Genomic DNA, 25,895 nt, shown 5'->3' with positions numbered 1-25,895 from the left:
CAACCTAAACAATAAGTAATACTTCAATTGAGGGGCTGAAGGTGCGCCTTATGGGACTTTCGGGCATTTTGCCTAGCCCAATCGTCTTAAGCGCGACGGCGCGCGCGCTCATCACCAAACTCGCGGGAAAGTGCCGCTTTCGGTTGGACGCCCCCCGCCTTCAGTGCCAAACTGACGCACATCAGAACACGCCCGGAAAACAGGCGGCCACGGCAATTTGGGAGAGAACAAATGAACGAACAACCGGCGCGCGAGAAATTCTTCGGCGCCTGCCCTCATGACTGCCCTGACACCTGCGCGATGATCTATGAGGTCCAGAACGGACGTCTGGCCGAGGTGCGCGGCAACAAAGAGCACCCGATGACCCGCGGCGGCCTGTGCGTGAAGCTCAAGGACTTCGCCGATCATCACCACAATCCGGACCGTCTGCTCTATCCGCTGAAGCGATCAGGCCCCAAAGGCTCGAAAGAGTTCAAACGGATCTCATGGGACGAAGCCATTTCCGAGATCGGCGCACGCTGGCGCGAGATCATAGCGGAGCATGGGTCTCAGGCCATCATGCCCTATAGCTACCTGGGCAACATGGGACTCGTGCAGGGCATCAATTCCGGCGATCCATTTTTCAACCGTCTCGGGACGACCGTGAACGAAAAGACGTTCTGCGCCTCGGGCTCGTCAACGGCGTGGCTCCTGACTGTCGGCCCGACCGGAGCCGTCGACCCGGAAAGTTTCGTCCACGCGAAGTACATCGTCATCTGGGCATCCAACTCGATCTCGACCAATCTCCATCATTGGCCGTTCGTGCTCGAAGCCCAGAAGCGCGGCGCCAAGATCATCGTCATTGACGCCTATCGGTCGCGAACAGCGAAAGCCGCCGACTGGCACATCTGCCCAAAGCCTGGTACCGACGGCGCCCTGGCGATGGGGTTCATCAATTCGATCATCGCTCAAGGCTTGGTCGATCAGGATTACGTCGACAATTACACCCATGGCTTCCCTGAACTCAAAGACCGGGCGGCCGAATTCACGCCCGACTATGTGGAACGCACGACCGGCGTCCCCGCAGCGGACATTGCCAAGTTCGCGCGCGAGTTCGCAACCGCCCAGCCATCCGTCATCCGCTTGGGTGTCGCCCTTGAACGCAGTGCCGGGGGCGGACAGGCGATCCGCGCCGTTTGCAGCCTTCCCGCCCTTGTCGGCTCCTGGCGTCATGTCGGCGGCGGCCTTCTGCAGATGCCGCTCTGGGATTTCCCGATCGATTGGGTGAAGGCGGCGCATCCCGAATGGATCAAGCCGGGAACCCGCGTCGTCAACAATTTGCGGCTCGGCGCCGCGCTGACTGGCGAAATGAAACTCGATCCGCCGATCAAAAGCCTTTTCGTTTTCTGCACCAATCCGGTGAGTCAAGCTCCCGAGACGAACAAGATCATCGAAGGCCTGAAGCGCGAAGATCTTTTCACCGTCGTCGCCGAACATTTCCTCACCGACACCGCGAAATACGCTGACATCGTGCTGCCATCGGCCATGGCCGGCGAAGCCGAAGACATGATGTGGTCGTGGGGGCACTTCTATCTGACCTACAATCAGAAAGCCGTCGATCCGCCCGGCGACTGCAAGCCGACGAGCGATATGTGGCGGCTGCTCGCCGCGGAAATGGGCTTCGACGATCCGGTCTTCAAAATGACCGATAGCGAACTCTGCGCCGAATACATCAATTGGACCGATCCCAAGATGGGCGGCATCGACATGGAGTATTTCAAGAAACACGGCTATTTCAAAATCGCCGTCGGCTCGGCCGACACACGCACGCCCCACGCCCACGGCAAATTTCCGACGCCCTCCGGCAAGGTCGAATTCCTGCTGCACGACGCCAAGAACTTCGTCGCCGGGCCGTTCCGCGCCATGTACGAGGGCGAGCAATCGGGCGAAGCCGTCGACCCGCTGCCGGGCTACGTGCCGCCACGCGAGACACCAGAAACAAACCCCATCCGCGCCAAGCTCTACTCTCTCAACATCATCTCGCCCAAGAGCCACGCGTTCCTGAACTCGTGCTACGCCAACGAACCGCACAAGATCAAAGCCCAAGGCGATCAGTTCGTCATGATCTCGCCCGGCGACGCGCAGCGACGCGCGGTTCGCGACGGCGATCCCGTCCGGGTCTACAACGATCGCGGTGATTTCGAAGGCGTCGCCCGTGTCACCGACGACGTGCCTGACGGCGTCGTCGTCGCGACGCTCGGTTACTGGCGATCGCTCAATCGCTCGGACGGCTCGGTCAATTGTATTTCATCCGACGCATGGAGCGGCCTCGGCCGCGCCCCGACCTTTTCCGACAATCTCGTCGAGGTCCAGCGCGTCAACTGAGCAAGGCATGATCGTGATACAACTCGGCTCTGCACGGCACCGGCTGTGCAGAGCCCCTGTTCCCCAGGTGACACCTCGTCGGGAGCCGATACGCTAAAACCCTCACGGGGAAGTCGATGGATGGTTTTGATATTCGGCGCCCGATTCGTCCGAGCGCAAAAATCGTCCACCAGGTAGCGATGGAGCCTCATGTCACCCGGTCACGCGGCGCTGGCTGCGATCACATATCTGCTCGTGAAACATGCGATAGCCGACTTCATTCTCCAGACGGATCGAATTTTCCGCGAGAAGGGACACTATGGCGCGGCCGGCGGGCTATTACACGCGCTGATCCATATCCTTTTGACAGCGCCGGTTTTTCTGCTTTTTCCAGGCGGCAGCATGGAACTCGCGGTGGGCCTTCTCGCTGCCGAGTTCGTGATTCACTATCATATCGATTGGCTTAAGGAGCAGCTCGTCAGCCACGAAGGCTGGTCCCCGAAGGACACCCCATTCTGGTGGGCGCTCGGCATCGATCAGCTTCTCCACGGTCTGACCTACGTCGCGATCCTCTGGATCTGGCTCCCCGCCAGCTGAATACCAAGTACGTTTTTGCCTTCTGTCATCTTGCGCAATCCAAGGCATCTCTGCCATATGCGCCGGGACTTGCGGCTGCCCGTTTGGCGTGGCCGCGGTAATATTACCGCAGATGTAACATTCGCCCACAGCGCAGCGAACACAATTCAGAAGGCGTATTTTGGACCGGAAGGCTAGAGACGCTCAATGGTCGGAGCTGATGCGTGCCGCAATTGCGGGCGACGAGAGCTCTTACCGTAAGCTTCTTTCTGAACTGTCGCAGGTTCTGAGGGGCATGGTGCGTCGCGGGTTCGCTGGTATTGGCGTGCCACGCGACGACGTGGAGGACGTGGTGCAAGATGTTTTGCTTGCGATTCACTTGAAGCGGCATACCTGGGATCAGTCGATGCCGCTGGGACCGTGGGTGTCGGCAATCTCGCGCAACAAGATGATCGACGACCTGCGCCGCCGTGGCCGCCGTCCGGAAGTCTCGGTCGACCTTACGGAATTCGAAATCGAAGGTGAAGACCAGCAGGCTTCTATCGATGCTCGCGACGTCGATCGCATCCTCGATGGCCTTTCGGAAAAGAACCGGGACATCGTCCGCTCGATCAGCATCGACGGACACTCCGCCCGCGACGTGGCGGAACGGCTGGGTATGACAGAAGTTGCCGTTCGCGTCGCATTGCATCGGAGCCTGAAAGCTCTCGCCGAGACGTATCAAGAGAAGAAGACATGAGGACCGAAGATCTTATCAATGCCATGTCAGCCGATGCCAAAAGCGTCGCGCCGCCGATCGCGCGCACGGTTGCGATGGCAGTCGGCGTGGGCACGCTGATCTCGGCGCTATTGTTCTTATGGGTGCTTGGAATTCGCGACAATTTCCTTGAATCGCTCACGACGTCGATGCGCTTCGTATTCAAGTTCGTGCTGACGCTAAGCGTCGCGATTCCGGCGTTCGTCTTGGTTCGCGGCTTGGCACGGCCCGACTTCACCCCCGGAAAAAGTTTATGGTGGCTGGCGCTCGCCCCGGTCGTACTTCTCGCCGGAGTGGCCTTCGAGCTTCTGTCACTTCCCGCCGACGCTTGGCGAGCCAACATGGTCGGCCATAACTCGATGTACTGCCTGATCGTCATTCCGCTGTTGTCGCTGGCGCCGCTGGCGGCTGTGCTTTATGCGCTGCGCAACGGTGCAACGACCCATCCCGCGATCGCCGGCGCGGTCGGCGGACTGCTGTCGGCCGGCATCGCGGCGACGCTGTATGCCGCCCATTGCCCGGATGACAGTCCGCTGTTTCTGGCCGCCTGGTACACGATCGGCGTCATCCTAATGACCGGAATCGGCGCCTTGCTCGGCCCGCGCGTTCTGCGCTGGTAAGGGGCATTCGCTTACATCAAGTCGCGGATGCGATAGTAGAGCATGCCGAGTGCCAGCATATAGTTGCCGAACTGATCGCTGAGCGGCAGCCGCACATGCTTGATGCGCGCAAAGAGATCGAACGTCTCAGACGTACCACAAATCGCGTCCGAGACGATCTCCGACGCGATGTGCGTGGCGTTCACACCGTGCCCCGAGTAGCCCTGCAAATAGTAGAGGTTGGGCGACAGACGACCGATCGCAGGCACGCGATTGACAACGATTGCAATCGTGCCGCCCCACTTGAATTCCACCCGCGCGTTTTTGAGCTGCGGAAACACCTCTACCATGCGCGGGTGCATCACGGCGGCGATGTCGGCCGGATCGCGGTTAGTATAGTTGCATCGGCCACCGAATAGCATCCGGCGATCGGCCGACATGCGGAAATAGTCGAGCACGACGTTGCTATCCGCCACCGCCAAATTCTGCGGATCGACGGTCGCCGCTTCAGGCCCCGTCAGCGGCTCGGTCGCGATGATGTAGCTCCCGGCCGGCAGCATCAGCCCCTTGAGGCCAGGCTGCCCAAAACCATTGAAAAGCTCGCCGCCGATGACGACCGTTTCGGCTTCCACCCGGCCGCGCTCGGTCCTCACCCAGGGCTTCGCTCCGCCCGACAGATTGACGGCGCGCGTATCCTCGAAAATCTTGACGCCCAACGACGCTGCGGCCTGCGCCTCGCCCCGACACAGATTAAGCGGATGCAGATGTCCGCTGCGCCTGTCGATGTAGCCGCCATAATAAGACTGCGTGCCGAGGACCTGCGGCATCTGATGGGACTCGACAACCTCAATCTGGTCGCCGTCGCCATCCTTGATCCGGCCTTCGACGTAGGCCCGCACGTGATCCATGTGGCGCGGCCGTGCGGCGACTTCCATCCATCCGGACTGCAGATCGCACGCGATCCCGTATTTCGCGACGCGTTCCTCGATGATCTCGTGCCCGCGATAGCGGATGTCGCGCACGAGCTTGGCCCCGGCCGCCCCAAGCTGACGCTTGATCGTCTCCTCGCCGCTGATGCCGCCGATCATCTGACCGCCGTTGCGGCCCGACGCGCCCCAGCCGATCCGGTTGGCTTCGAGCAGAACAACGGAACGGCCGCGTTCGGCCAGCGTCAGCGCCGTCGCGACGCCGGAAAATCCGCCGCCAATAACGCACACGTCGGCCTTGACGGTGCCCTCCAGCGCCGGATAGCGCGTCTGGTCGTTGGCCGTCGCCGCGTAATAGGAGCGTGTGTAATCTTGTGCTGTCACGATAGCCCGCTGCTTAGCGCGGGCAGGCGCGAAAGACAAATGCCTCTTCGCATCCTCAGCCCGCCGCGCCGAATGCCCTTCGGCGCTCGAGCTCTGCTTTGTTGGTCTGGCGTCTCGTAATGTAAGCCGCCGTCAGAACGCCGACTGTCACAATACCGACCAGGATCGTCGAGATGGCATTGATTTCAGGCGTAACCCCAAGCCGAACCTGACTGTAGATCTTCATCGGCAAGGTCGTCGCTCCGGGTCCGGTCGTGAAACTCGCGATCACGAGGTCATCGAGGGACAAAGTAAACGCCAGCAGCCAAGCGGAGATCACCGATGGCGCGATGATCGGCAGCGTCACCTGGAAGAACGTACCGACGGGCGACGCCCCAAGATCCATCGCCGCTTCCTCGACGGACTTATCGAAGTCCTGCAACCGTGCCTGCACGACAACCGCCGCATAGCACATCGTGAAAGTGATATGCGCGAGAGTGATCGTCCAGAAGCCGCGATCCATGCCGAGCGCCACGAACACCAGCAGCAGCGACAAACCGGTGATCACGTCCGGCATGACCAGTGGCGCGAAGATCATCCCCGAAAACAGCGTCCGTCCCCGGAAACCGCCCATGCGGACGAGCGTGATCGCCGCAAGCGTTCCAAGAACCGTTGCGACCGTCGCCGAGACGACCGCAACGCGAATGGTCACCCAGGCCGCATCCTTGAGGCCCTGGTTCTCCAACAGCGAGCTGTACCATTTCGTCGACCATCCGGCCCACACCGTCACGAGCTTCGACTCGTTGAAACTGAAGATCACCAACAACAGGATCGGGATGTAGAGAAACGCGAACCCGAAGGCGATGGACGTCGCGTTGAACCAGGAAAAACGTCCCTTCATCGTCCGGCCTCCCGCTCGAGTTCCTGCTGCCGCTGGAACAACACGATTGGAACGATCAGCACGAGCAGCAGCAGCACCGCCACCGCCGATGCGAGCGGCCAATCGCGGTTATTGAAGAATTCGGTCCACAGCGTTTTGCCGATCATGAGCGTATCGGAACCGCCAAGCAGATCCGGGATCACGAACTCGCCGACTGCCGGAATGAAGACGAGAAGGCAACCGGCGAAGACGCCCGGCAATGATAGCGGGAACGTCACTTGCCAAAACGACCGCCACGGCTGCGAGCCAAGATCCTGCGCCGCTTCCAGCAGCGACGGGTTTATCTTTTCAAGGCTCGCGTAAAGCGGCAGCAGCATGAACGGCAGGTAGGAATAGACGATGCCGATATAGACCGCCGTCGTGGTATTCATGATTTGCAAAGGCTCGCTGATGATGCCGAGCTTGATCAGGAAAATCGACAGGAAACCTTCCGGCTTTAGGATCGCGATCCACGCATAGATGCGGATCAGGAATGATGTCCAGAACGGGAGGATGACGAGCATCATCAGTGTCGGTTGCCACGCCTTCGGCGCCCGCGCCATGCCATAGGCCATCGGGTAAGCGACGAGCAACGTCAGGATCGTTGAGAAGAACGCGATCTTGAGGCTCGACAGGTAGGAGTTGATGTAAAGTGAATCGCTGAAAATGAACGAGTAGTTCTCGAAGTCGAGCTGCGAAAAGAACGAAACGATCCCCGTCGAAAAGCTGAACGTCGGCGTATATGGCGGGATCGCGGTCGCGACGTCAGAGAGCGACAGCTTGAAGACGATGAAAAACGGGATGAGGAAGAAGACGAGCAGCCAGAGGAACGGCGCCCCAATCACGTACCAGCGTCGGAGATCTCTAGGTCTAGCAATCATGTGAACCTCAACCCGTCAGAACCACGCCGGCATCAATCGGCCAATCAAGCCAAACATCGTCTTCCCAGGTGATCGGCTGCTCTACGGTGTGAGCCGCGTTGGCGCGAAGCGCTGTAATGCGCTGCCCCGCCGCCGTGCGGACGTGATAGTGCGAAATCGAGCCGAGATAGCCAATATCCTCGACCTTTCCCGGTATGAGATTGCATTCGGTCGTCGGCTTCTCGCGCCCGATGCGGATCTTCTCGGGCCTGAGGGCAAGCCCGACCTGCTGCCCCGCTGAAACGGCTTCGGTGCTCTTCGTTCTGAATTTGTAGCCGTCCTTGGCATCGACCTCGATGCAGCCGTCCGATACCTTCGCGACCGTGCCCTCAAAAACATTCACGTCGCCGATAAAGCCCGCGATGTAACGCGTCTTGGGATTTTCATAGATATCGCCGGGCGTCGCCACCTGAACCAGAACGCCCTTCTCCATCACGGCGATACGGCTCGCGACCGTCATCGCCTCTTCCTGGTCGTGCGTGACGATGATAAAGGTCGTGCCCGTCGTCTCTTGAATGCGCATCAATTCGAACTGGGCTTGCTGACGAAGCTTTTTGTCGAGCGCGCCCAAGGGCTCATCGAGCAGCACGATCCGTGGCTTCTTCGCGATGGCGCGAGCGAGCGCCACGCGCTGCTGCTGTCCGCCAGAAAGCTGATTGGGTTTGCGCTTCGCGAACTGCCGGAGTTCGAGCATCGCCATCGCTTCGTCGACTCGTTCCTCGATTCGGTCCTTCGGCATGCCTTCCTGGCGGAGACCAAAACCGATGTTGCGTTCAACGGTCATGTGCGGGAAGAGCGCATAAGACTGGAACATCATGTTGACGGGGCGCTCGTAGGGCGGCAGCTCGGTAATATCCTGCCCCGCGACGATCAACTTGCCCTCGGTCGGCCGCTCGAACCCCGCAAGCATTCTGAGCAGCGTACTCTTTCCGCAGCCCGACGGCCCAAGCAGCGCAAAGAACTCTTTCTCATAAATATCAAGCGTCACGTTGTTGACGGCGACGAAATCGTCGAACCGCTTCGAGACGCCCTCGAAGCGAACGATCGGCGGAAGCTCCGGGTTCTTCCACGGCGCAAAACCGGTTTGCGGGGCCGCCGTCCGAGGTCCTGCACGTTGCGAAGAGCTAGCCGGAGATTGTGCAGTCGCAACAGCCATGATCAAAATTCCTTTGTACCGTTCTGGAGGGTTCGCCGGAACACCGGCGATGGCAAAAGAAAAAACCGCGCCAGAATGGCTCCTGGCGCGGTTCGGAAATTATTGGCCCGTCGTAATCTTCGTCCACATTCGTGTGACGGTCCGTTGAGTCTTGTTGTCCCATGTGAGATGGACAAACAGCTTTTTAAGCGTCGTTTCGTCGGGATAGACGGCCGGGTTCTTCAGAACCGACTCGTCGATCAACTTCTGCGACGCAAGGTTGCCGTTGGCATACTGGACGAAGTTGGAGGCCTTCGCCATCACCTCCGGCCGGTTGAGATAATTCAAGAAGATGTGGGCTTCGTCGACATCCTTGGCGTCCGCCGGGATCGCCATCATGTCGAACCACATCTGGGTTCCTTCCTTCGGAATATTGTACTTAATGATCTGTCCGTTCTTCGCATCGGTTGCACGCGAAGCGGCCTGCAGGATGTCGCCCGACCAGCCGAGCGCCATGCAGGCGTCGCCATTGGCCAACGCGTTGATGTACTCGGAGGAATGGAATTTCTTGATGTACGGGCGGATCTTCGACAAGACCTCTTCGGCCTTGGCGAAGTCCTCAGGCTTGGTCGTATTCGGATCGAGACCGAGATAGTTGAGCACGACGGGGAAGATGTCCTCCGGAGAGTCGAGCATATAGATGCCGCAATCCTTGAACTTCGCGGCGATCTCCGGCTTGAAGATCATATCGAGCGACCCGACGGGAGCGTCCGGCATCCGTTCCTTGATCTTGCCTTCGTTATATCCGACGCCCGTCGTTCCCCACATCCAGTTCATCGCGTACTGGTTGCCCGGATCGTAAGCTTTCGAAATGCGCTCGTAGACTTCGGGCCATGCATACTTGAAGTTTGGAATCTTCGACTTGTCGAGTTTCTGGAAGACGCCGGCCTTGATCTGACGCGAAAGAAATGATGCCGTCGGCACGACCACATCGTAGCCGCTGCCGCCCGCGAGCAATTTCGTCTCTAGAACTTCGTTGCTATCAAATACGTCGTAGACGACTTTGATGCCCGTTTCCTTGGTGAAATCAGTGAGAATCGAAGGGTCGATATAATCCGACCAATTGTAGACCTTCACGACTTTGTCTTCAGCTTGCGCGCTCTGTCCAACAAGTGCGACTGCAGCCGTAGCCGCCAGAATAGAATATGCGACGCGACGCGACGCCTTCCCGAGCCACAACATCGAAATCCTCCACGGATCAGTCCCTAGCCGGCCGCTTGAATACGGCCGACACCCAAGCGCCACGCCGTTTGCACAACGTTTTGCTAAACACCGACCATACTGCGCATTTAAATCGCGAAGCACAACGGGGCTCTTGGGAGAAATAGTGTTTGCAGTGCGAGGATCGACGAAAAACATCCGCCTTCCCGTCAAGTGCCCGATCCGAAGTCAAAGCGCTGCCCTAATGGGCGGCGACATCGAAATTTCATTGTGGGATATGATATTGTAGCGGCTATTGAGGTCGGTCCGGCGAACGGGTTAAGTCTGTTGACTGCCGACCGCACATCGACCCGCTGCGTTTGATGACAGTCCGAACCCGAGCGAAGAACAGCAACTCGAAAACCCGATTAATCCCCATACCCTCGATGCTCTGATACAGTCATCCGCTCCGCCTCAGAACGCGACGCGTCGAACAACACAAGCAAACAAGATACCCAGGTGCCCCATGAATGCCGCTCCCCTACGTCCCATTAACGAGGAAGGCGATTTCGGCGTCGGCTCCACTCCCGAACGGCTTCGGGATTGGCTGCGCGAACACCGCATCGAAGAAGTAGATTGCGCAGTCCCCGATATTGCGGGCGTTGCGCGCGGCAAGACGATGCCAGCGGAAAAATTCGTCAAGCTCGATGCCGTACATCTTCCGATATCGATCTTCCATCAAACGATCACCGGCGACTACGTCGGCTTCGAAGAAGGCGGCGAGGAGCTTTACGCCGAAAGCGATCTCATGATGGTCCCGGACCTGGCGACCATCCGGCCGGCGCCCTGGGCCTCAAGTCCGACCGCGCAAGTCATTCATGATGCTCAATGGCAGAGCGGCGATCCAGTCGAGATCGCGCCACGCAATGTTCTGAAGCATGTCGTCGATCTCTATGCCAAGGAAGGCTGGGCGCCGGTTGTCGCGCCGGAACTCGAGTTCTATCTCACGAAGACCAACCCCGACCCGGATTATCCGCTGGAGCCGCCGACCGGCCGATCGGGACGACCAGGCGCCGGCCGCCAAGCCTATAGCCTTGGAGCGGTCGACGAGTACGACAAGATCGTTGACGACATCTACGAGTTCGCGGAACGCCAATATCTGAAGATCGATACCATCATTCAGGAAGGCGGCGCCGCCCAGCTTGAAATCAACCTGCTGCACGGCGACCCCGTCAACCTTGCCGATCAGGTCTTCCTTTTCAAAAGGACGATCCGTGAAGCCGCCTTCGGGCAGAACTGCTACGCGACGTTCATGGCAAAGCCGCTCGCCAACGAACCTGGCAGCGCCATGCATGTGCATCAAAGCGTCGTCGACACGAAGACCGGCAAGAACATCTTCACGCTGCCGAATGGCGAGCCAAGCAAGCTGTTCTTCAATTTTCTCGCCGGACAACAATCGTATCTTCCGGCGGCAATGTGCCTTCTCGCACCATACGTTAATTCCTACCGCCGGCTCGTGCCCAATGGCGCGGCCCCGATCAATGTCGAATGGGGATACGACAATCGCTCGGCGGGTTTGCGCGTTCCGGTCTCGCCAACCGTCGCGCGGCGCGTTGAAAATCGCCTCGCGGGCGCCGATTCAAATCCTTACCTCGCACTCGCCGCGAGCCTCGCATGCGGCTATCTTGGAATGAAGAACGCCCTTGAGCCGCGCCAAGCCATTGTCGGAAACGCCTATCGCAATGACCATCAGTTGCCGCGCGGCCTGCTCGAAGCGCTGACGGATTTCGAAGAGAATAGCGCCCTGCACGACATCCTCGGAAAGCGCTTCTGCCATGTCTATCTCGCGTTGAAGCGCAGCGAATTCGAAGAATTCATGCGCGTCATCAGTCCGTGGGAACGCGAGCACCTTCTGCTCAGCGTCTGAAGCAAGACGTCTAAGGCCGAGGACAGCGAATATCCATTTGTCATGGGACTTCCGTGACGATGGTATGCGCGTCTTCGGTTTCGGGCACATCGGAGCCGCACGTGCCGCGATTGCCCGATGATCGAATAACTAACGGCCATCGCCAATTCGCAACGCCATCTCGAAGCCGCCGAAGAAGTTAACCGCCTGCGGATTTCAATTCGCAGCCGCCTGATAATATCGTCCGGCTTCCAATTTGTTTCGTTATGAAGAATTCCGTCAGAACTCTTTAATATTGACGGCGAACAGTTTCAATTTTCTGCCAATAAAATATTGATTCCAACCATTAATGGTCCGATTGAATTACTCTGAGCACGGCACATATACCGTGCAATCGCACATATAAGTAATCGACGCCGCCCCTTGTCGCGGCCAAGGTCGCCAATGGCATCAAAGACGAAAACGTCGAACGACAAAAAGAGTGGCACCATCCTATTTGTCGACGACGAACCCCTATCGCTAAAGTATTTCCAAGCGTCCGTCGGCAAGTACGCCAAGGTCAAGACGGCGAGCAGCCCCGACGCCGCCATGGAGATCCTCGAATCCGACGGCGACGAAATCTCCGTCGTCGTGAGCGACGAGCGCATGCCGCGGGAGAGTGGCGTGTCATTCCTTAGCGACGTCCGCAAATCATGGCCGTCGACTGTCCGCGTCCTGACGAGCGCCTACGCCAACATCGACAATTTACAGCACGCCATTAACGATGCGGCGATCTATCGGTTCGTACCGAAGCCCTGGAACCTCGATGAGTTGTGCGCCGCGATGCAGGACGCGCTTGAGGTCGAGCGGTCCGCCTCGGCTCTTGTGGAACCGGCCCTTGGGCCAATGGCAGGCGGCGATGCGGAAGACGCCAATCTGGCGCTGCTCGCAATTCTTGCAAGCGGCTTCGATACCCCGCTGAAGTCGCTCGAAACCGAAGCGCTGCAACTCGCGGAATTGGGTAGACAGGGAACGCTTGAGGCTCCTCATCCCACAACGTCCTATATGGCCTCATGGTCGTCGCGGCTGCGGATGTCCAAAATGACCGCGTCCGCCAGCCAAGTGCAAAAAGATGTCGAGCACTGCCGATCGTTGGCAAACTCCATCGGCAAGCTCGCGCGCGGCCTCGCGAACCCCGCCGGGATTCCGACGTCATCGATGTCGGATACACTCCAAGAGGTCATTGAGCAGAACAGGAAGGGATCGTTCAGCGGACCGGTGCTCGATACGTCCTGCGATTTCCTCTATCAGGTGCCTCGCGAAATCATGAAGTTTGTCCTCGCAAGCTTATTGCGCGGCGGCGCTAGAACGAGGCAATCCCAGGCGTCCGGCGCGGCCACGATCGAGCTGTTTTCTGGTGCAGCGCACAACGAAGTCCGCATCAGCCTCGGTCCGGACCACCCCCCCGCTTGCCTTGACGACAATCAATCGTGGCGGACAATTCGCAGCGCGCTCTGGGCGTTCGGCGGCGAACTCCTTGTGTCCGCTGATGAAAATGTAGGCAATTCAACCCTCGTCCTGTGCCTCCCGCAGGCCAAATAGACAGGATGTATCACCAAGGCATTGAAAATAAGAAAACATCTCAACTGTTTCTAAATCACGCGGCGCAAAACTGAACGAGTGTGGTAACCTTACTCTAGCAAGTCCACATTGTTCAGTCATGGAGCGCCCCCTTGCGTATCGAGCGTGATATTGATCGCACGGTCTCATTTAGAAGCAGCCAGGGTACGATTTTTCGCGGCACCCTAAGCAAGCTTTCGCGACGCAACATCGTCTTTGAGATTTACAACCCATTTTCGCCTGTCCAGACCAGCGAGGTCCTGAGCGATCTCAAGGTCCGTCGCGGCAAGAACCTCGTTTACCAGGGTGACGCCGTCGTAACCGGAGTTGTCACCACAAGCATTCTGGTGGTCGTCTCAGCGACTCTGGTCAACCAGTGGTCGGCCATCGACACCATCATTTCCGAACCTACCGGTCTCGGATCGGAAGTCGGGCGCTTTGTCGATGAATGGGAACGGGTCAACAAGCTCGATCCGAACTATCAGCTAAAAGTCGCGGACCTACGATCGTTTCTGAGCGACTTGAGCTTCTGGCTCGACCAAGTCGACTTGGCCATCGAAGGAGAGCCCAGCGCCAACGCCACCCTTCTCGACGCGGAACGCTTCGAGGAAATCAAGGCGCCCATCATCCCGCGCCTGACCCAGCTCTTCCTTGAGCTTGAAAATGCCTGCCGTCAGCTCGAAGCCGATGAAGTGGAAAATCATAAGCAGCTCGCCCAGCGCGATCTGCTGCCTCTGATGATGGCGTCGCCCTTCTTCAATCGCGTTTATTCCAAGCCGCTCGGCTATGCCGGCGACTATGAGATGGTCAACATGATGTTCCGCAAGGAGCGGGGCGGAAAAACCACCTATGGCCAGATCATCAACGATTGGTTGCTGAATGGTGGACCGCCGGAAGCCCACCGGAACCGCATCTATATGCTTGAGAAGATGCTTTCGAAAGCAGCAGAGGAAGCCGCGGCAGCCAACCGCGAGGTCCGCATCCTCAACGTCGGTTGCGGCCCGGTGCAGGAGCTCCAGCTCTTTTTCGCCAACAATAAGGAAGCCTCGCGCTTTTCGTTCGATCTGCTCGATTTCAATGCCGAAACGCTGGCCTACGCCAAGCGGCAGATCGAAGCCGTCACGGACAGCCAAGATGATCCGCCCAAGGTCACCTACATCCTTAAGACGGTGCAGGAGCTTCTCCGCCAAGCCATCGAGCTGCCCGAGAACCCAAAAACGTATGACATTATCTACTGCGCTGGCCTCTTTGATTACCTTTCCGATCGCGTTTGCACCAAATTGGTACGACTTTTCTACCAGTGGTGCGAACCGGGCGGCCGCATGATCGTCACAAATGTGCATTCGTCAAACCCCGTGAAAGGTTTGATGGAGCACGTCATGGAGTGGCATCTGGTTCTGCGCGACGAAGCCGACATGGAAAGACTTGCGTCAGATCTCGGGCCGGTAAAGATTTATACAGACGAGACGGGTATCAACGTCTTCTTGGAGATCGATAAACCACCCGTCTGATTGCATGGATGACAGCAGCGACCTGAGACGCGCCTTCGAGGCTGAAGAGCACGAGCTTCGACTAAGGCAGTCGAAGGTCGCGTGTATCCTCGGCATCGTCCTCATTCCTGCGGGGATCGCGCTCGACCGGATTACCTATGTCGACCAGCTCGGCACTCTGACCGTTATCCGCCTCGTGGCGGCCGGCCTGATCGCGATCCTCTATGCCCTGCATTTCTGGGAAAAAACGGCCGCCTTCGTCCGCTATCTAACGATGGCGGGCCTGCTGATCGCGGTCGCCTCGATCGCGGTCATCATCGGCATCACCGATGGCGCGAACTCGACTTACTACAATGGCCTCTTCCTCATCTTGTTCGCCGTCGGCGTTCTCGCACCAATGCAGCCGTTCGAGGCAGCATTGCTGTGCATTTCGACGCTCGGTATCTATGCCATCGCCTGTTCCCGCGTGCCCAGCGCCGCTGACACGACGAATATGCTTTTCAACAATCTCTATTTTCTCGTCCTGACGTGCATTATTTCCATCACCGCCGTCCACTTCAACTACCGGCGCCGCTTCAACGAATTCCGCCTGAAATACAAATTGGCGTCGCAGCATCAGGAGCTGTCGGCACTCGATCGCTTGAAATCGCAGTTCTTCGCCAATGTCAGTCATGAACTCCGAACGCCGCTGACTCTCATCCTCGCCCCGGTCGAAAGACTGAAGGCCGACTCCGTGCATCTTGGCCCGTCGGGGCAACAACTGCTCGACGTGATCGAAAACAACGCACTTCGCTTGCTGCGTCTCGTGAACGACATCCTGAGTCTCATTCGACTTGAAGAAGGCCGCGCCGCGCTCGCGAAAAAGCCGATCGACATGGGGCAATTCCTGAAGCACACCGCGGCTTCGATGAAGCATCTCGCGGCTTTGAAGGGCATCCACCTCGATCTCCAAGAGCCTGCCGGCGATCTTCTGATCAACGCCGACCAGGACGCCCTCGAAAAGATCGTCAGCAACGTCATCGCCAACGCGATCAAGTTTACGCCTCCCGACGGCCGCATCGACATCTCGGCGGCGCGCGAGGACAAGGCAGTCACCGTAAAAATCTCGGATACCGGCATAGGTATACCAGCCGAGCAGTTGCCGCATATTTTCGATCGTTTTTATCAGGTCGATGGCTCTGCGACGCGGCGCCACCAGGGTCTCGGTCTTGGTCTCGCATTGGTGCGCGAGCTGATGACCCGTCACGGCGGCGACGTTGTCGCCACGAGCGACACGGGCCATGGCACGACATTCGTCTTACGTTTCCCTCATGCCCTAGAGGCCACGCAATTCGACATGATCAACTCCGAAGATAAGCCCGATGGGCTCGCCGACGATCCTCTGCGCACGTTCGACCGCAAGGCCTCCGCGCAGGCCATGATGGTCACGGACACTCCCGAATCCTTTATGCGAGAGCCGGCGGACGAAACGTCGGAGCCGGATTCCCGCGCCGACCTCCCGCTCATTCTCGTCGTCGACGACGAACCGGATATGCGTCGCTACCTCGTATCGATGCTGCGCGAAAGCTATCGCGTCATCGAAGCGCCCGACGGCATCACCGCGCTTGAAAAAGCCAAGCAAGAGAAGCCCGACCTGATGCTTCTCGACGTTATGCTTCCAGGAGTGAGCGGGCTCGAGGTCTGCCGTTCGCTCAAGGAACGCGCCGAAACGCGCGCCATAAAGATCATCGTCTTGACCGCGAGAGTGGACGAAGAAGCGAAAATCATCGCCTTGAAGCACGGCGCCGACGACTTCCTCATCAAGCCATTCAGCGGCCTCGAAGTCCGCTCGCGCATCGCCAACCTTATCCGCGCCTCCCAGTTGGAAAACGATCTCCACCGGACCAACTCCGAATTGAAGTTGAGCCTACAACAGCTTCGCGAGACCGAAGCGGCCCTCGTCCAGAACGCACGGCTGAGCGCGCTCGGCACGATGGCGGCTGGTCTATTGCACGAAATCGGAAATCCACTGAACTTCATGGGTACGGCGCTGCAGCTCGCCGCCCGCGACCCGACGATCCAGGCCGACCCCGATACTGCCGATACCCTGAAAGACATTCACGCGGGCTACGACCGCATCCATCGTGTCGTCACAGACCTTCGCGGCTTCACGGCTCCCCACCGCCCCGAACATCCCCGGCCCTTCCACATGGAATCCGCGATCGATCATGCGCTCCGCTTCACCGCACATATTCAGAAAGGGATAACCATAACGAAGAATATCACCGCTCAAGGAGAGGTCTACGGTTCGCAGTCGACGATCGCCCAGGTGCTCGTCAACCTCATCGTCAACGCGGTTGCCGCCGTTCACACCGTCGAGGAGCAGCGCAAGCCTGAGATTTCAATCTCTTCCGTGGTCGAAGGCGGCGAGATCATCGTCTCGGTACGTGACAACGGCACGGGCATCGACCCGAAAATCCAGACGCAGATTTTCGATCCGTTCTTCTCGACGAAAGACGTCGGCGAAGGCATGGGATTGGGCTTGGCCGTCAGCCATCGCATCATCGCCAACCACGGCGGTTCACTGAGTGTTAAGAGTAGTCTTGGAGAGTGGACTGAGTTTCGTTTCAACTTGCCGATCGCGTCGGGCACAGAAAATCAGGTCTCCCATGGAGTCGTTTCGTATTGACCAGCCCGTCGAGATCCTGATCGTCGACGACGAACCGCAGGCTGTGAAATACTTCAAGAAAGCGTTCGGCACCAAATACGACGTGCTAACAGCGACCAGCGCCGACGAAGCCGAAACCCTCATCCTTTCGGGCAACCACAATATCGGCCTCGTAATCTCGGACCAGCGTATGCCCGGCCGCAGCGGCGTCAGCCTGCTGAATCGCGTCCGCAACGAACGCCCCGATATCATCCGGATGTTAACGACGGCCTACGCCGATCTCGATAGCGCAATTGACGCCGTCAACAAGGGTGAAATCCTCCGCTACATTTCGAAGCCGTGGGACCTGCGCGTCCTCGAAGCCGAGATCGAGCAGGCGATCACGTTCTTTCTCTTGAAGAACGAATACGACATGCTCCTGCGCGATAAGCTCAGCGCACTGCAGCGCACGCTCCTTCGCGACCGGATGAATGGCCTTGCCATGCTTTCCGGCCTACTGCCCTACGACAACGCTCCACTGACGATGTACCACTACCTGAAGGACGCAATCGCCGATACGTCGTGGCGGCCTTCAGCTCAGAAACTCTGGTCCCAGCTCCGTATTCGCGACCATTGGCGCATTCCCGTCGAGGAAACCCAGCGCAGCGTCGACCTTTCCGAAGAGCTGACACGCGAAACGCTTCACGCCGGTGCCGAGAACGGAACGGATGTCGACATCGTTTCCCTGGTCTCCTCGTGCGCTGAATCGATCAATCGCGAGTTCGGCGCGCAACATATCAGCGTCATAGCCAGCCAGCCGCAAATGGTGGTCGCCGCCGATCCGGCAGCGATGCGCGAGATCCTGTCTCTGCTGATGGAACCGATGAGCCTGTGGCCGGCGTCCGGCGGCTCTGTGATGGTCAACATCACGAGCGAATTGCAGGACGGCACCGACCCCGCCGTCGCCATCCACTTCGAAATCCGGAGCTGCGAAGCCCAGAGGGCCATGCAGGATTGCGTGCTTTTCACGCCCCCTCTCCACACGGCACCGAAGCGCGCCAGCGACTATCTCCGCGCCTCTCTCGCGATCGGCCACATTGGCGGCACGATTTCCTCGCCGCCCATGGAAAACGGTCACAAGCAGATCCACGTGACGTTGCCCGTCCGCGCCAAGATCGGCGGTAAAAAGGTCAATACCGTGCCCAAGCAGTGGATCCAGGACCTGAGCGACGAATACGAAAAGTGGGTCCTCGGCACGCTCGACATCGCGGCCTGATCGAAGGCATCGGCAAAAGCCTCACACCACAGACCGCTCGCGCGCAACGCCGCGCTGGCCTGGCCGGAAGTGCCCCGCCCCTCATCCGTGGCCGCGCGTCAAAACGTCCAAAGACAAAGTGAAGAACCGCGTCCGCGCGCTGCGAGAACGCAGCGATGCAGGGTCTTTTTTGTCTCCGCGCGGAACATAACGCGACAGGATGTATTGTTCTACAGGCCGAAAATGCGCGCCAGCTTCGGCCAAACCCAGATTTTCCCGCCCATAGCGACTTCATTTTTCCGCTGATTGCCGCTAGAAGCACACCGCCGAGTTGCAGATGGACCGCACCCTGCCGCCGGAGCGACGCCTTCGCGCAGGATAAATTCAGCCCTGGACGTCGCGGACTATCCCCAGTGCCGTTTCGTTGGCGGCGCGCCTGAGATCGCCATGATGGTATGGTCGACCAGGATGATTGTACCCAGACGTTAACCGGGTAGAAAAAGACACTTGTGTCGACAGTGAAAACATCGTGGCCCGCATCGCGCCCAATGTCTTCGCCGTCCACATTGGAGATCGTTTGATGACTGCTCACGTTCCGGTCAACAATGAGTTTCTGCTGAGCAGCCTTCTCAGCAAGCAGAGAGCCGCTTTCATGCGTGACGGCGCGCCGTCGGCAATCCAACGCCGCGCCGATCTTCTCAAGCTGAAGCGGGCGCTGCTCGACCGGCGGACGCAATTCGAAGCCGCGGTGAGCAAGGATTTTGGTTACCGCTCGGCCTACGAAACGCGGATCATGGAAGTCGTTCCGCTCGTCCAGGCGATCAACTATCTCCGCCGCAACGTCGCCAAATGGATGCGCCCGGAACGACATCGCGTCTCCCTCCATTTTCTACCCGGCCGCACCAGCGTTATTTACCAGCCGCTCGGCGTCGTCGGCATCGTTGCTCCGTGGAACTATCCGCTGTCACTCGCCCTCATGCCCCTGCTCTCGGCGATCGCGGCGGGCAACAGGGCAATCTTGAAGCCGTCGGAGCTGACACCCGCGACGAGCGATCTCCTGAAGTCCATGCTCCGCGACGTCTTCCCCGAGGATCAAGTGGCGGTCATCACCGGCGGCCCCGAAATCGGCGCGGCTTTCTCGCGCCTTCCGTTCGATCATCTCCTCTTCACTGGCAGCGCCAACGTCGGGCGCAAGGTGATGAAGGAAGCGGCCGAAAATCTCGTGCCCGTCACACTCGAACTCGGCGGCAAATCTCCGACCCTCGTCGGCCCCGACGCGGACATCGAGACGGCGGCGGCCAGCGTCGCATACGGCAAGCTCGCGAATGCGGGCCAGACCTGCATCGCGCCCGATTATGCGCTTGTGCATGAGAAAGACGCTGCTGCGTTCGTCGCTTCATACGACGCCGCCGCGGCGAAGTATTACCCCGACGGCGCCGCCGACCGGAACTATACGGCGATCGCCAACGCCCGCCATTACGCCCGGCTTCGCGGCCTCATCGACGACGCCAAAAGCAAAGGCGCTCGCGTCATCGAAACCGGCGGCGATACCCCCGCCGCCGCGCGCAGGCTACCCTCTGCGATCGTTCTCAACGTCACCGACGACATGACGCTGATGCGCGAGGAAATTTTCGGCCCCATCCTGCCCGTCGTAACGTATCGAACCATCGATGATGCCATCGCCTATATCAACCGCAGGCCCCAACCGCTCGCACTCTATTATTTCGGCAGAAGCAGCGTGGATCGGCGCAAGGTTCTGATGCGCACGACGTCCGGCAACGTCACGGTCAACGATACGCTGATGCACTATGTCCAGAACGATCTTCCGTTCGGCGGCGTCGGAATGTCCGGCATGGGCGCTTATCACGGCATGGCGGGGTTCAAGACGTTCAGCCACGCCAAAGGCGTTTTCGAGCAAAGCCGCTGGAACCTCGGCGGCCTGATGCGGCCGCCGTTCAACCGGACCACCGATTGGATCATCCGCTATCTCCTGCGCTGACGCATTCCGGACGGCCCTTTACATCCTCCAGGGAATTTCCCACAGAGAGCGATCTTATGAACGCGCGCCGCGCCTAACGCAGGCGCGCCCATCTCGGCGACAGAAGGATCGAAGGAAATTTCCATGCAGCAAACGGTTGTGAGAGTCATCTGCGCAATCGGCCAGTCAGGCCAGCTCGGCCTTCACGGCCAACTGCCCTGGGAAGGCAATAGCGACCCCGAATACGTTGCCGACGTCGCGCGTTTCTTCGATATCACACGCGGTCATGTGCTGATCGCCGGTCCCAAGACCATCGGCGCCGTGCCCGAATTCGCGCGCCGCGACCGAACCCTCTTCGTCTTACGATCCAACATGGATCCCGAAGAAACGCTGAAGCAGTTTGCCGGTCGCGTTGTTTATATCGGCGGCGGCCCGCCCGTGTGGGACGTCTACGCCAAATACGTCAGCCACTGGGACGTGACGCGCTTGCCCTACGATGGCCCGGCCGACCGCTGGTTCAATCCCAAATGGTTGACGGCATCCAGCGCCGCCTAGACGCCGACTGAGCGCAAAGTCGACGCTCATTCCGCACAGCATCGAAAAGCGAGCGGCCTCCTAATGCTGCCCGCCTTTACGGCCGGCTTCAGCCGCGCGCTTTGGATCGTTCTTGAAATTTCCGCCGCTTTCCCGACCGCCCTTGCGTCCCGCTGCCACCGCAAGATCGCGATCTCGCGAAAAGCTTCGCTCATGATTCGGAACGCTTGCGCCGCCTTTTCGAGCGATCTCACGTTGTTTCTCTCCGTCCATCGAAGCAAAACCGCGTTTTGATGTTTTGTCCTCTTCCGCCATCGCTACTCACTTTTTGTTTGCATGGTCCTTTCGCCTCGCGGCAAAAGTCGCTGTCAGGCAGCAACCATTTCGAACCGAGCCTGGCCACTGCTTAGTCAACAGTCCCACAGGAATGCGGTTCCGGCCCTTTTTCGCTAAGTCCGGACCGGCACAAGCATACGCGTCCGCTGGAAACGGCTGGAAAGCAAAGCGAGGGATCGGCGAAGGGAACGAAACGCATCATCATGCGTAAAAGGCGGCCGAGTCGAATATTCAGCCGGCTCGGGCGACGCACTCAGTCGGTACTCGCGTCACCACCAGATTCCTCCGCCCGCCGTTCCTCGCGCTACCTTGCCCGACGAACGGCGGCATCAGAGGATCGTTAATCGCTCCTAGACGTCCATGCTGTCGTCGTCGGTCCACGCGTCGTCGTCATCGTCCTGCGCGTCCTGCATCCGATCGAGTTCTGCATCGTCGGCCGCGAGATCTTTTTTATCCTGATCGGCGTCATCGCGCGCGTCCTGCGCTTCATCTTGCAGACGATCGATCGTCGACTGGTCGCTCGTGCCGCCAGACGCGTAGGCGCTGTTTCCACCACCAAAGAGACTGCGGATGCCATCAGCAAGGAAGACGCCACCGGCAACGCCCGCAGCCGTCGTCAGCGCCGACGATAGAAATCCTCCGGCCCCGCCGCCTGCTCGCGCCTGAGAAGACCACGGGCCACTCGGAACCGATGCGGGCTCCGCCATACGCTGCTGCGGCGTCTCGCTACCAAACCGGCCGCCCGCCGACGGGACTGATCCGCCCGAGAGGAAGCTTCCCCCACGCGACGCAGACTGCTGCGGGCGAGACGCGGCCTCTTCGAGTTCGCTCATACGAGCCTCTGCCCGCTCCAGGGCCTGCTGCTGGATGATCACCGTCTGAGCGAGATAATACGGGGCGTCCGGCGACCGGCGAATGAGATCGCTGATAAGCGCCTGCGCATCCGGATCCTTGCCTCCAGCGCCACCGAAATTGCGCAGGCGTGCAAACAAGTCTTCGATAAGTTGCTGTTCTTCCCTGTTCATGGGATTCGCCTCCGCTAAAGCTCGCCGCAAATGGCTGAGCATTGTGCAACGCCCAAGATGTAGGAAATGGACCGCGCAAGTGACATGGGGAGCCGGTTACATTTCCGTCACTTTTTCTTTCCGATCCAGACATCCGGCGGACGGCGAACCTAACGGACGAGAAATGGCGCGCTGATGAACGGCGCGGCGAAAATTCAAAACGTGACGAAAGGCCCGGCCGGACCGAACAGCCACCGGCCCGATGGAACCCAATAAAAGCGGCGCGGCGGACGACATGAAGCCGCGGCATCGGCCATTCGTCATAGACCGTGGCGCACCTGGCATGGCGCAACCCGCGGGCACCTCCATAACCACGTTTCAGCCGGTACCAAGCTTCTCAGGTACAGAATGGTCGTATATTGAATCAGCGTCCTCTTTCTTCAATCTGGGAGCGCTAAAATGGATAAAGCCGCCATCACGTTGTGGTTCCTTCTCACCATCGTGATCTGCTTGACGGTATTTCACATGGCCGACGGACAGTTCTGAGCCCGCGCCATCGCCACCGCGACGCAAATAAAGAAGCGGCGGACTTTGCAGTCCGCCGCATCAAGTTTCGGGATGGGTCGTAGAGGCAGAGATCAGTCTAGAATTTCACCTTCACACCGCCATAGGCAGCGAACGGTATAGCCGGAACGACAGTGCGCGGATTGTCGCCGAGGTTGACGTTGGCGACACCGGCAGGGCCCTCCGCGTCCTCGACGCTATAATAGGTTCCATACAGCGAGTAGTCCTTGTCGAGCAGGTTCTCGAACAAGCCGTAGATCTGCACGTGATCGGTGATGTCGTAAGACGTGTGCAGGTTGACCTTGGCATACCCCGCTAGCGGACTGTTGAGGTTCGCTTCGTCGCCGAAGAAGATTTGATCGCTTGCAGCCACTAAGTCGGTTCCGACTTTCCACTTTGGCGTCATCCAATAGTCGAAACCGGCTTTGAAGGTATGAGCAGGGATGCCAGGAAGGCGATCGCCTTTGTGAACCAAGAAGCAATTGCCGGGACCATCGCCACCACCGCCATCGGCACCACACGGGACGTTACCCTCCAGAGGATTATTCGGTGATGGGAAGATGGCATTCGTATCGAAGGTCGCGTCCGTATAAGTGTAGTTGGCGTAAGCAAACAGCCGTTGCGACCGGTACGAGATGTTCGCTTCGACACCCTGGCGCAGCGTCTTGCCAACATTTTGGAAGTAGCCGTGACCGGTCTCTGTCGACGCCGCGTCGAAAATATCGTCGGTATTGAGAGTGCGGAACAAGCCAACGCCCCAATTCCATTCCGTCCGATCCCAATTTTTGATCGTACCACGGAAGCCCGTTTCCCAAGTATGCGACACCACCTGTTTCAACGGCGGATCCGCAGTCAGGAAGCTTTCGATCAAGCACGGTTTTTCAGGGTCGGAGCAGGCAAGTTCAGCTGCAGTCGGCGCGCGATTGGCTTCCGAATACCCGCCGTACCAGTTGAGGCCTGGGTTGAACTTGTAGGTCAGACCCGCCGACGGATTGAAGCGGTTATACTTGTTCGTCGCATTGAGATCGTCATTCTCCGGGCTTCCGGTATTCTCGATTTGAATTCGGGCGTAGTTGTAACGGCCGCCAACCGTCAACGCCAACTCATCGGTGATATCGAATGTGTTCGTGAAGAATGCGCCGAAATAATCGTTGGTCGTCGTTAGCGAGCGTGGATTAAAGTCCGTAGACCCCGTCAGAATAATGCCTTGACCGTCAACGACGAACTTAGGTTGGAAAACGCCGAGCTCGCTCTCGGCCGTATAAGCTACGCGCCCATGATCGTAGCTGACGCCCGCGATGAACTGATTGTTGTGTCCGAAGAGTTTGGCTTTCTCTTCCCCCTGCAGCGTGACGCCCTCGCTATCCGCGTTCTGCGACGTCTGATCGATCGAACCATAAACCGCGTCAGGATCGAATGGGATCGAATTGCCGTTCTTTGCATTCGATACCGGATCGCCACCCGAGCAAAGCGTCCCGTCTCCGCAATCGCTCGGATCGTCAAATAGATTGCCGTCGAGATGCTTCTGATTGAAGTGGCGATAATACGTGACGCCGGAGAATGTCAGCGTGTCGGTTGCCCGCACTTTGCCGTTCACCGAGTACATCTGCATCGTATTTTCGGTCGTCTGCGGCGACGTAAACGTCAGGCTCCGGTTGATATCGAGCAGCGATTCCGGAGCCGCGGCCGTGACGCCGACATTGTTGTCCGCACCGGTGAAGTTGAAGTGGAACTCGGCGTTGTCGCCCTTCACGCCCAAATCGAAGTAGCCACGGCGAACCTCGGCTTCGGAGAAATCGCGGAAGCCGTCGTCGTTGATCGCTTCGAACGCGCCGTAAGCCGCCCAGTTACCGCTGCGGTATCCGGCTTCGGTCGAAACCTGCTTGCGCCCGAACGACCCGAACATCGTGTCGACATCCCACCCCTGGAAGTTGAAGCCGTCCTTCATATCGATGACGACTGCACCGCCCAAAGCATTCAAGCCGAACACGGGGTTTCCAACCACCACGGCAACATTGTTGATCGCGTTGGACGGCAGGAAGTCCCAGTTGACGATATCGCCGAACGATTCGTTGATGCGCACGCCGTTCTGGTAGACCGCTAGGCCCTGTGGAACGCCGTTAACGGGCGATGCCTCAAAGCCGCGAAACTGAATACTGGTTTGAAACTGGTTGCCCTGAAGATCGTCGAGGATCAGGCCCGGCACCTGCGTTTGCAGCGCCTCCTGAAGCATCCCAGTGTTGCCTCTCATCAGAGCTGCCGAATTCATCTGATAGACGCTGCCGGGAACTTTCTCGACGGGGATCGTGCCGCCAAGCGGGGACATCTTTACGGTATTGGCTTCAACCGGCTCGGCAAACTGCGGCGGTTCGGCTGACGGCTCAACGGCGACAGCGGCCGCCGGCTTGGGTTTCGGCTTGTTGGCCTGCTTGACAGGCTTCGGCGTGGGCGTTGGTTGCTGGGTAACTTGGACATCCGGGAGTTTTTGGCTCTGCGACGGGGTGCTTGCCGCCCCGCCTGCTGGCGGGTTGGTCGTCTCCGGCGGCGTTTGCGTTTGTGTTCCGCCCGCGTCCTGCGCGAATGCCAAATGCGAACCGCCTGCCGCCAATAGTGCAACAGCCGCAGCCGAAGCCAGTAACTGACGCATCATCCCCCGGTTTCCTTTTCCGCGCGCTCCAATTCGATGCCGTCGCTCGAATTGAAACGCGATCATTCCCAATGGTCTCGACTCGGACCATGTCCCCAAGACCAGCAAAATGGAATTTGACGCAGGGGGTCAATCCAATGACCGGCCTGACTTTTTCCCGAACGTGACGTTCCAACGCCCCCGTGACATTGTGGCAACGCAATCGGGAAAATTCGGGA

19 protein-coding genes are annotated in these 25,895 nt (G+C 58.9%); 11 read left to right on the top strand and 8 right to left on the bottom strand.

Going from position 1 to position 25,895, the window contains the following annotated elements; genetic code table 11:
• Positions 1–231 precede the first annotated feature (231 nt).
• The 4 genes from WC811_RS19090 (at position 232) to WC811_RS19075 (ending at position 4,296) form a co-directional block, all read left to right on the top strand.
• The gene (locus WC811_RS19090) at positions 232–2,364 is read left to right on the top strand and encodes a molybdopterin-dependent oxidoreductase (protein ID WP_372647021.1); all 2,133 of its coding nucleotides are present in this window, start codon (positions 232–234) and stop codon (positions 2,362–2,364) included.
• A gap of 189 nt (positions 2,365–2,553) precedes the next feature.
• Positions 2,554–2,940 (top strand): DUF3307 domain-containing protein, encoded by a 387-nt coding sequence (locus WC811_RS19085; RefSeq protein ID WP_372647019.1) that lies wholly within the window; start codon positions 2,554–2,556, stop codon positions 2,938–2,940.
• Between the two features lie 160 nt (positions 2,941–3,100).
• Complete coding sequence (locus WC811_RS19080) at positions 3,101–3,658, top strand: sigma-70 family RNA polymerase sigma factor (RefSeq protein ID WP_372647018.1); 558 nt, start codon at positions 3,101–3,103, stop codon at positions 3,656–3,658.
• Positions 3,655–4,296, top strand: coding sequence for an NrsF family protein (locus WC811_RS19075; protein ID WP_372647016.1), 642 nt, complete (start codon positions 3,655–3,657; stop codon positions 4,294–4,296). The genes WC811_RS19080 and WC811_RS19075 overlap by 4 nt, the downstream gene beginning before the upstream one ends.
• An 11-nt stretch (positions 4,297–4,307) precedes the next feature.
• On the opposite strand, the gene WC811_RS19070 is transcribed toward WC811_RS19075, so the two are convergent.
• The 5 genes from WC811_RS19070 to WC811_RS19050 form a co-directional block, all read right to left on the bottom strand.
• Positions 4,308–5,585, bottom strand: a complete 1,278-nt coding sequence (locus WC811_RS19070; protein ID WP_372647014.1) for an NAD(P)/FAD-dependent oxidoreductase — start codon at positions 5,583–5,585, stop codon at positions 4,308–4,310.
• A gap of 55 nt (positions 5,586–5,640) precedes the next feature.
• Positions 5,641–6,465, bottom strand: coding sequence for an ABC transporter permease (locus WC811_RS19065; RefSeq protein ID WP_372647012.1), 825 nt, complete (start codon positions 6,463–6,465; stop codon positions 5,641–5,643).
• Positions 6,462–7,364, bottom strand: a complete 903-nt coding sequence (locus tag WC811_RS19060; RefSeq protein ID WP_372647010.1) for an ABC transporter permease — start codon at positions 7,362–7,364, stop codon at positions 6,462–6,464. The genes WC811_RS19065 and WC811_RS19060 overlap by 4 nt, the downstream gene beginning before the upstream one ends.
• A gap of 7 nt (positions 7,365–7,371) precedes the next feature.
• Positions 7,372–8,559, bottom strand: coding sequence for an ABC transporter ATP-binding protein (locus tag WC811_RS19055; RefSeq protein ID WP_372647009.1), 1,188 nt, complete (start codon positions 8,557–8,559; stop codon positions 7,372–7,374).
• A 99-nt stretch (positions 8,560–8,658) separates the two neighbouring features.
• A complete protein-coding gene (locus WC811_RS19050; protein WP_372647008.1) occupies positions 8,659–9,780 on the bottom strand; it encodes a polyamine ABC transporter substrate-binding protein in 1,122 nt (373 codons plus the stop codon).
• A gap of 484 nt (positions 9,781–10,264) precedes the next feature.
• Here WC811_RS19050 and WC811_RS19045 point away from each other — a divergent pair, with 484 nt between their 5' ends.
• The 7 genes from WC811_RS19045 to WC811_RS19015 all read left to right on the top strand — a co-directional run bounded on the left by WC811_RS19045 (position 10,265) and on the right by WC811_RS19015 (position 21,147).
• Positions 10,265–11,665, top strand: a complete 1,401-nt coding sequence (locus WC811_RS19045; protein ID WP_372647007.1) for a glutamine synthetase family protein — start codon at positions 10,265–10,267, stop codon at positions 11,663–11,665.
• 423 nt (positions 11,666–12,088) lie between these two features.
• Positions 12,089–13,225, top strand: coding sequence for a response regulator (locus WC811_RS19040; RefSeq protein WP_372647006.1), 1,137 nt, complete (start codon positions 12,089–12,091; stop codon positions 13,223–13,225).
• Positions 13,226–13,356: 131 nt separating this feature from the next.
• Complete coding sequence (locus WC811_RS19035; protein ID WP_372647005.1) at positions 13,357–14,754, top strand: class I SAM-dependent methyltransferase; 1,398 nt, start codon at positions 13,357–13,359, stop codon at positions 14,752–14,754.
• A 4-nt stretch (positions 14,755–14,758) separates the two neighbouring features.
• The gene (locus WC811_RS19030) at positions 14,759–17,401 is read left to right on the top strand and encodes an ATP-binding protein (protein WP_372647004.1); all 2,643 of its coding nucleotides are present in this window, start codon (positions 14,759–14,761) and stop codon (positions 17,399–17,401) included.
• Positions 17,382–18,635, top strand: coding sequence for a response regulator (locus WC811_RS19025; protein ID WP_372647003.1), 1,254 nt, complete (start codon positions 17,382–17,384; stop codon positions 18,633–18,635). The genes WC811_RS19030 and WC811_RS19025 overlap by 20 nt, the downstream gene beginning before the upstream one ends.
• Before the next feature lie 559 nt (positions 18,636–19,194).
• On the top strand, positions 19,195–20,613 hold the full coding sequence (locus WC811_RS19020) for a coniferyl aldehyde dehydrogenase (RefSeq protein WP_372647001.1): 1,419 nt from the start codon (positions 19,195–19,197) through the stop codon (positions 20,611–20,613).
• Between the two features lie 123 nt (positions 20,614–20,736).
• A complete protein-coding gene (locus tag WC811_RS19015; RefSeq protein WP_372646999.1) occupies positions 20,737–21,147 on the top strand; it encodes a diacylglycerol kinase in 411 nt (136 codons plus the stop codon).
• A gap of 60 nt (positions 21,148–21,207) precedes the next feature.
• Here WC811_RS19015 and WC811_RS19010 read toward each other — a convergent pair whose 3' ends face one another.
• From WC811_RS19010 to WC811_RS19000, 3 genes are all read right to left on the bottom strand, one after another.
• Positions 21,208–21,441, bottom strand: coding sequence for a general stress protein (locus tag WC811_RS19010; RefSeq protein ID WP_372646998.1), 234 nt, complete (start codon positions 21,439–21,441; stop codon positions 21,208–21,210).
• A 371-nt stretch (positions 21,442–21,812) separates the two neighbouring features.
• Entirely contained in the window at positions 21,813–22,487 is a 675-nt protein-coding gene (locus WC811_RS19005) for a DUF2076 domain-containing protein (RefSeq protein ID WP_372646996.1), read from the bottom strand.
• A 622-nt stretch (positions 22,488–23,109) separates the two neighbouring features.
• Positions 23,110–25,680 carry a TonB-dependent receptor domain-containing protein gene (locus WC811_RS19000; protein WP_372646995.1) on the bottom strand — a complete coding sequence of 857 codons (2,571 nt, stop codon included), beginning with the start codon at positions 25,678–25,680 and terminating at the stop codon, positions 23,110–23,112.
• Positions 25,681–25,895 lie beyond the last annotated feature (215 nt).

The sequence above is a fragment of the Hyphomicrobium sp. genome, from assembly GCF_041659645.1.
GTDB lineage: Bacteria > Pseudomonadota > Alphaproteobacteria > Rhizobiales > Hyphomicrobiaceae > Hyphomicrobium_B.
The sequence above is the reverse complement of the archived record's forward strand: the minus strand, read 5'-3'. Positions and strand labels throughout refer to the sequence as shown.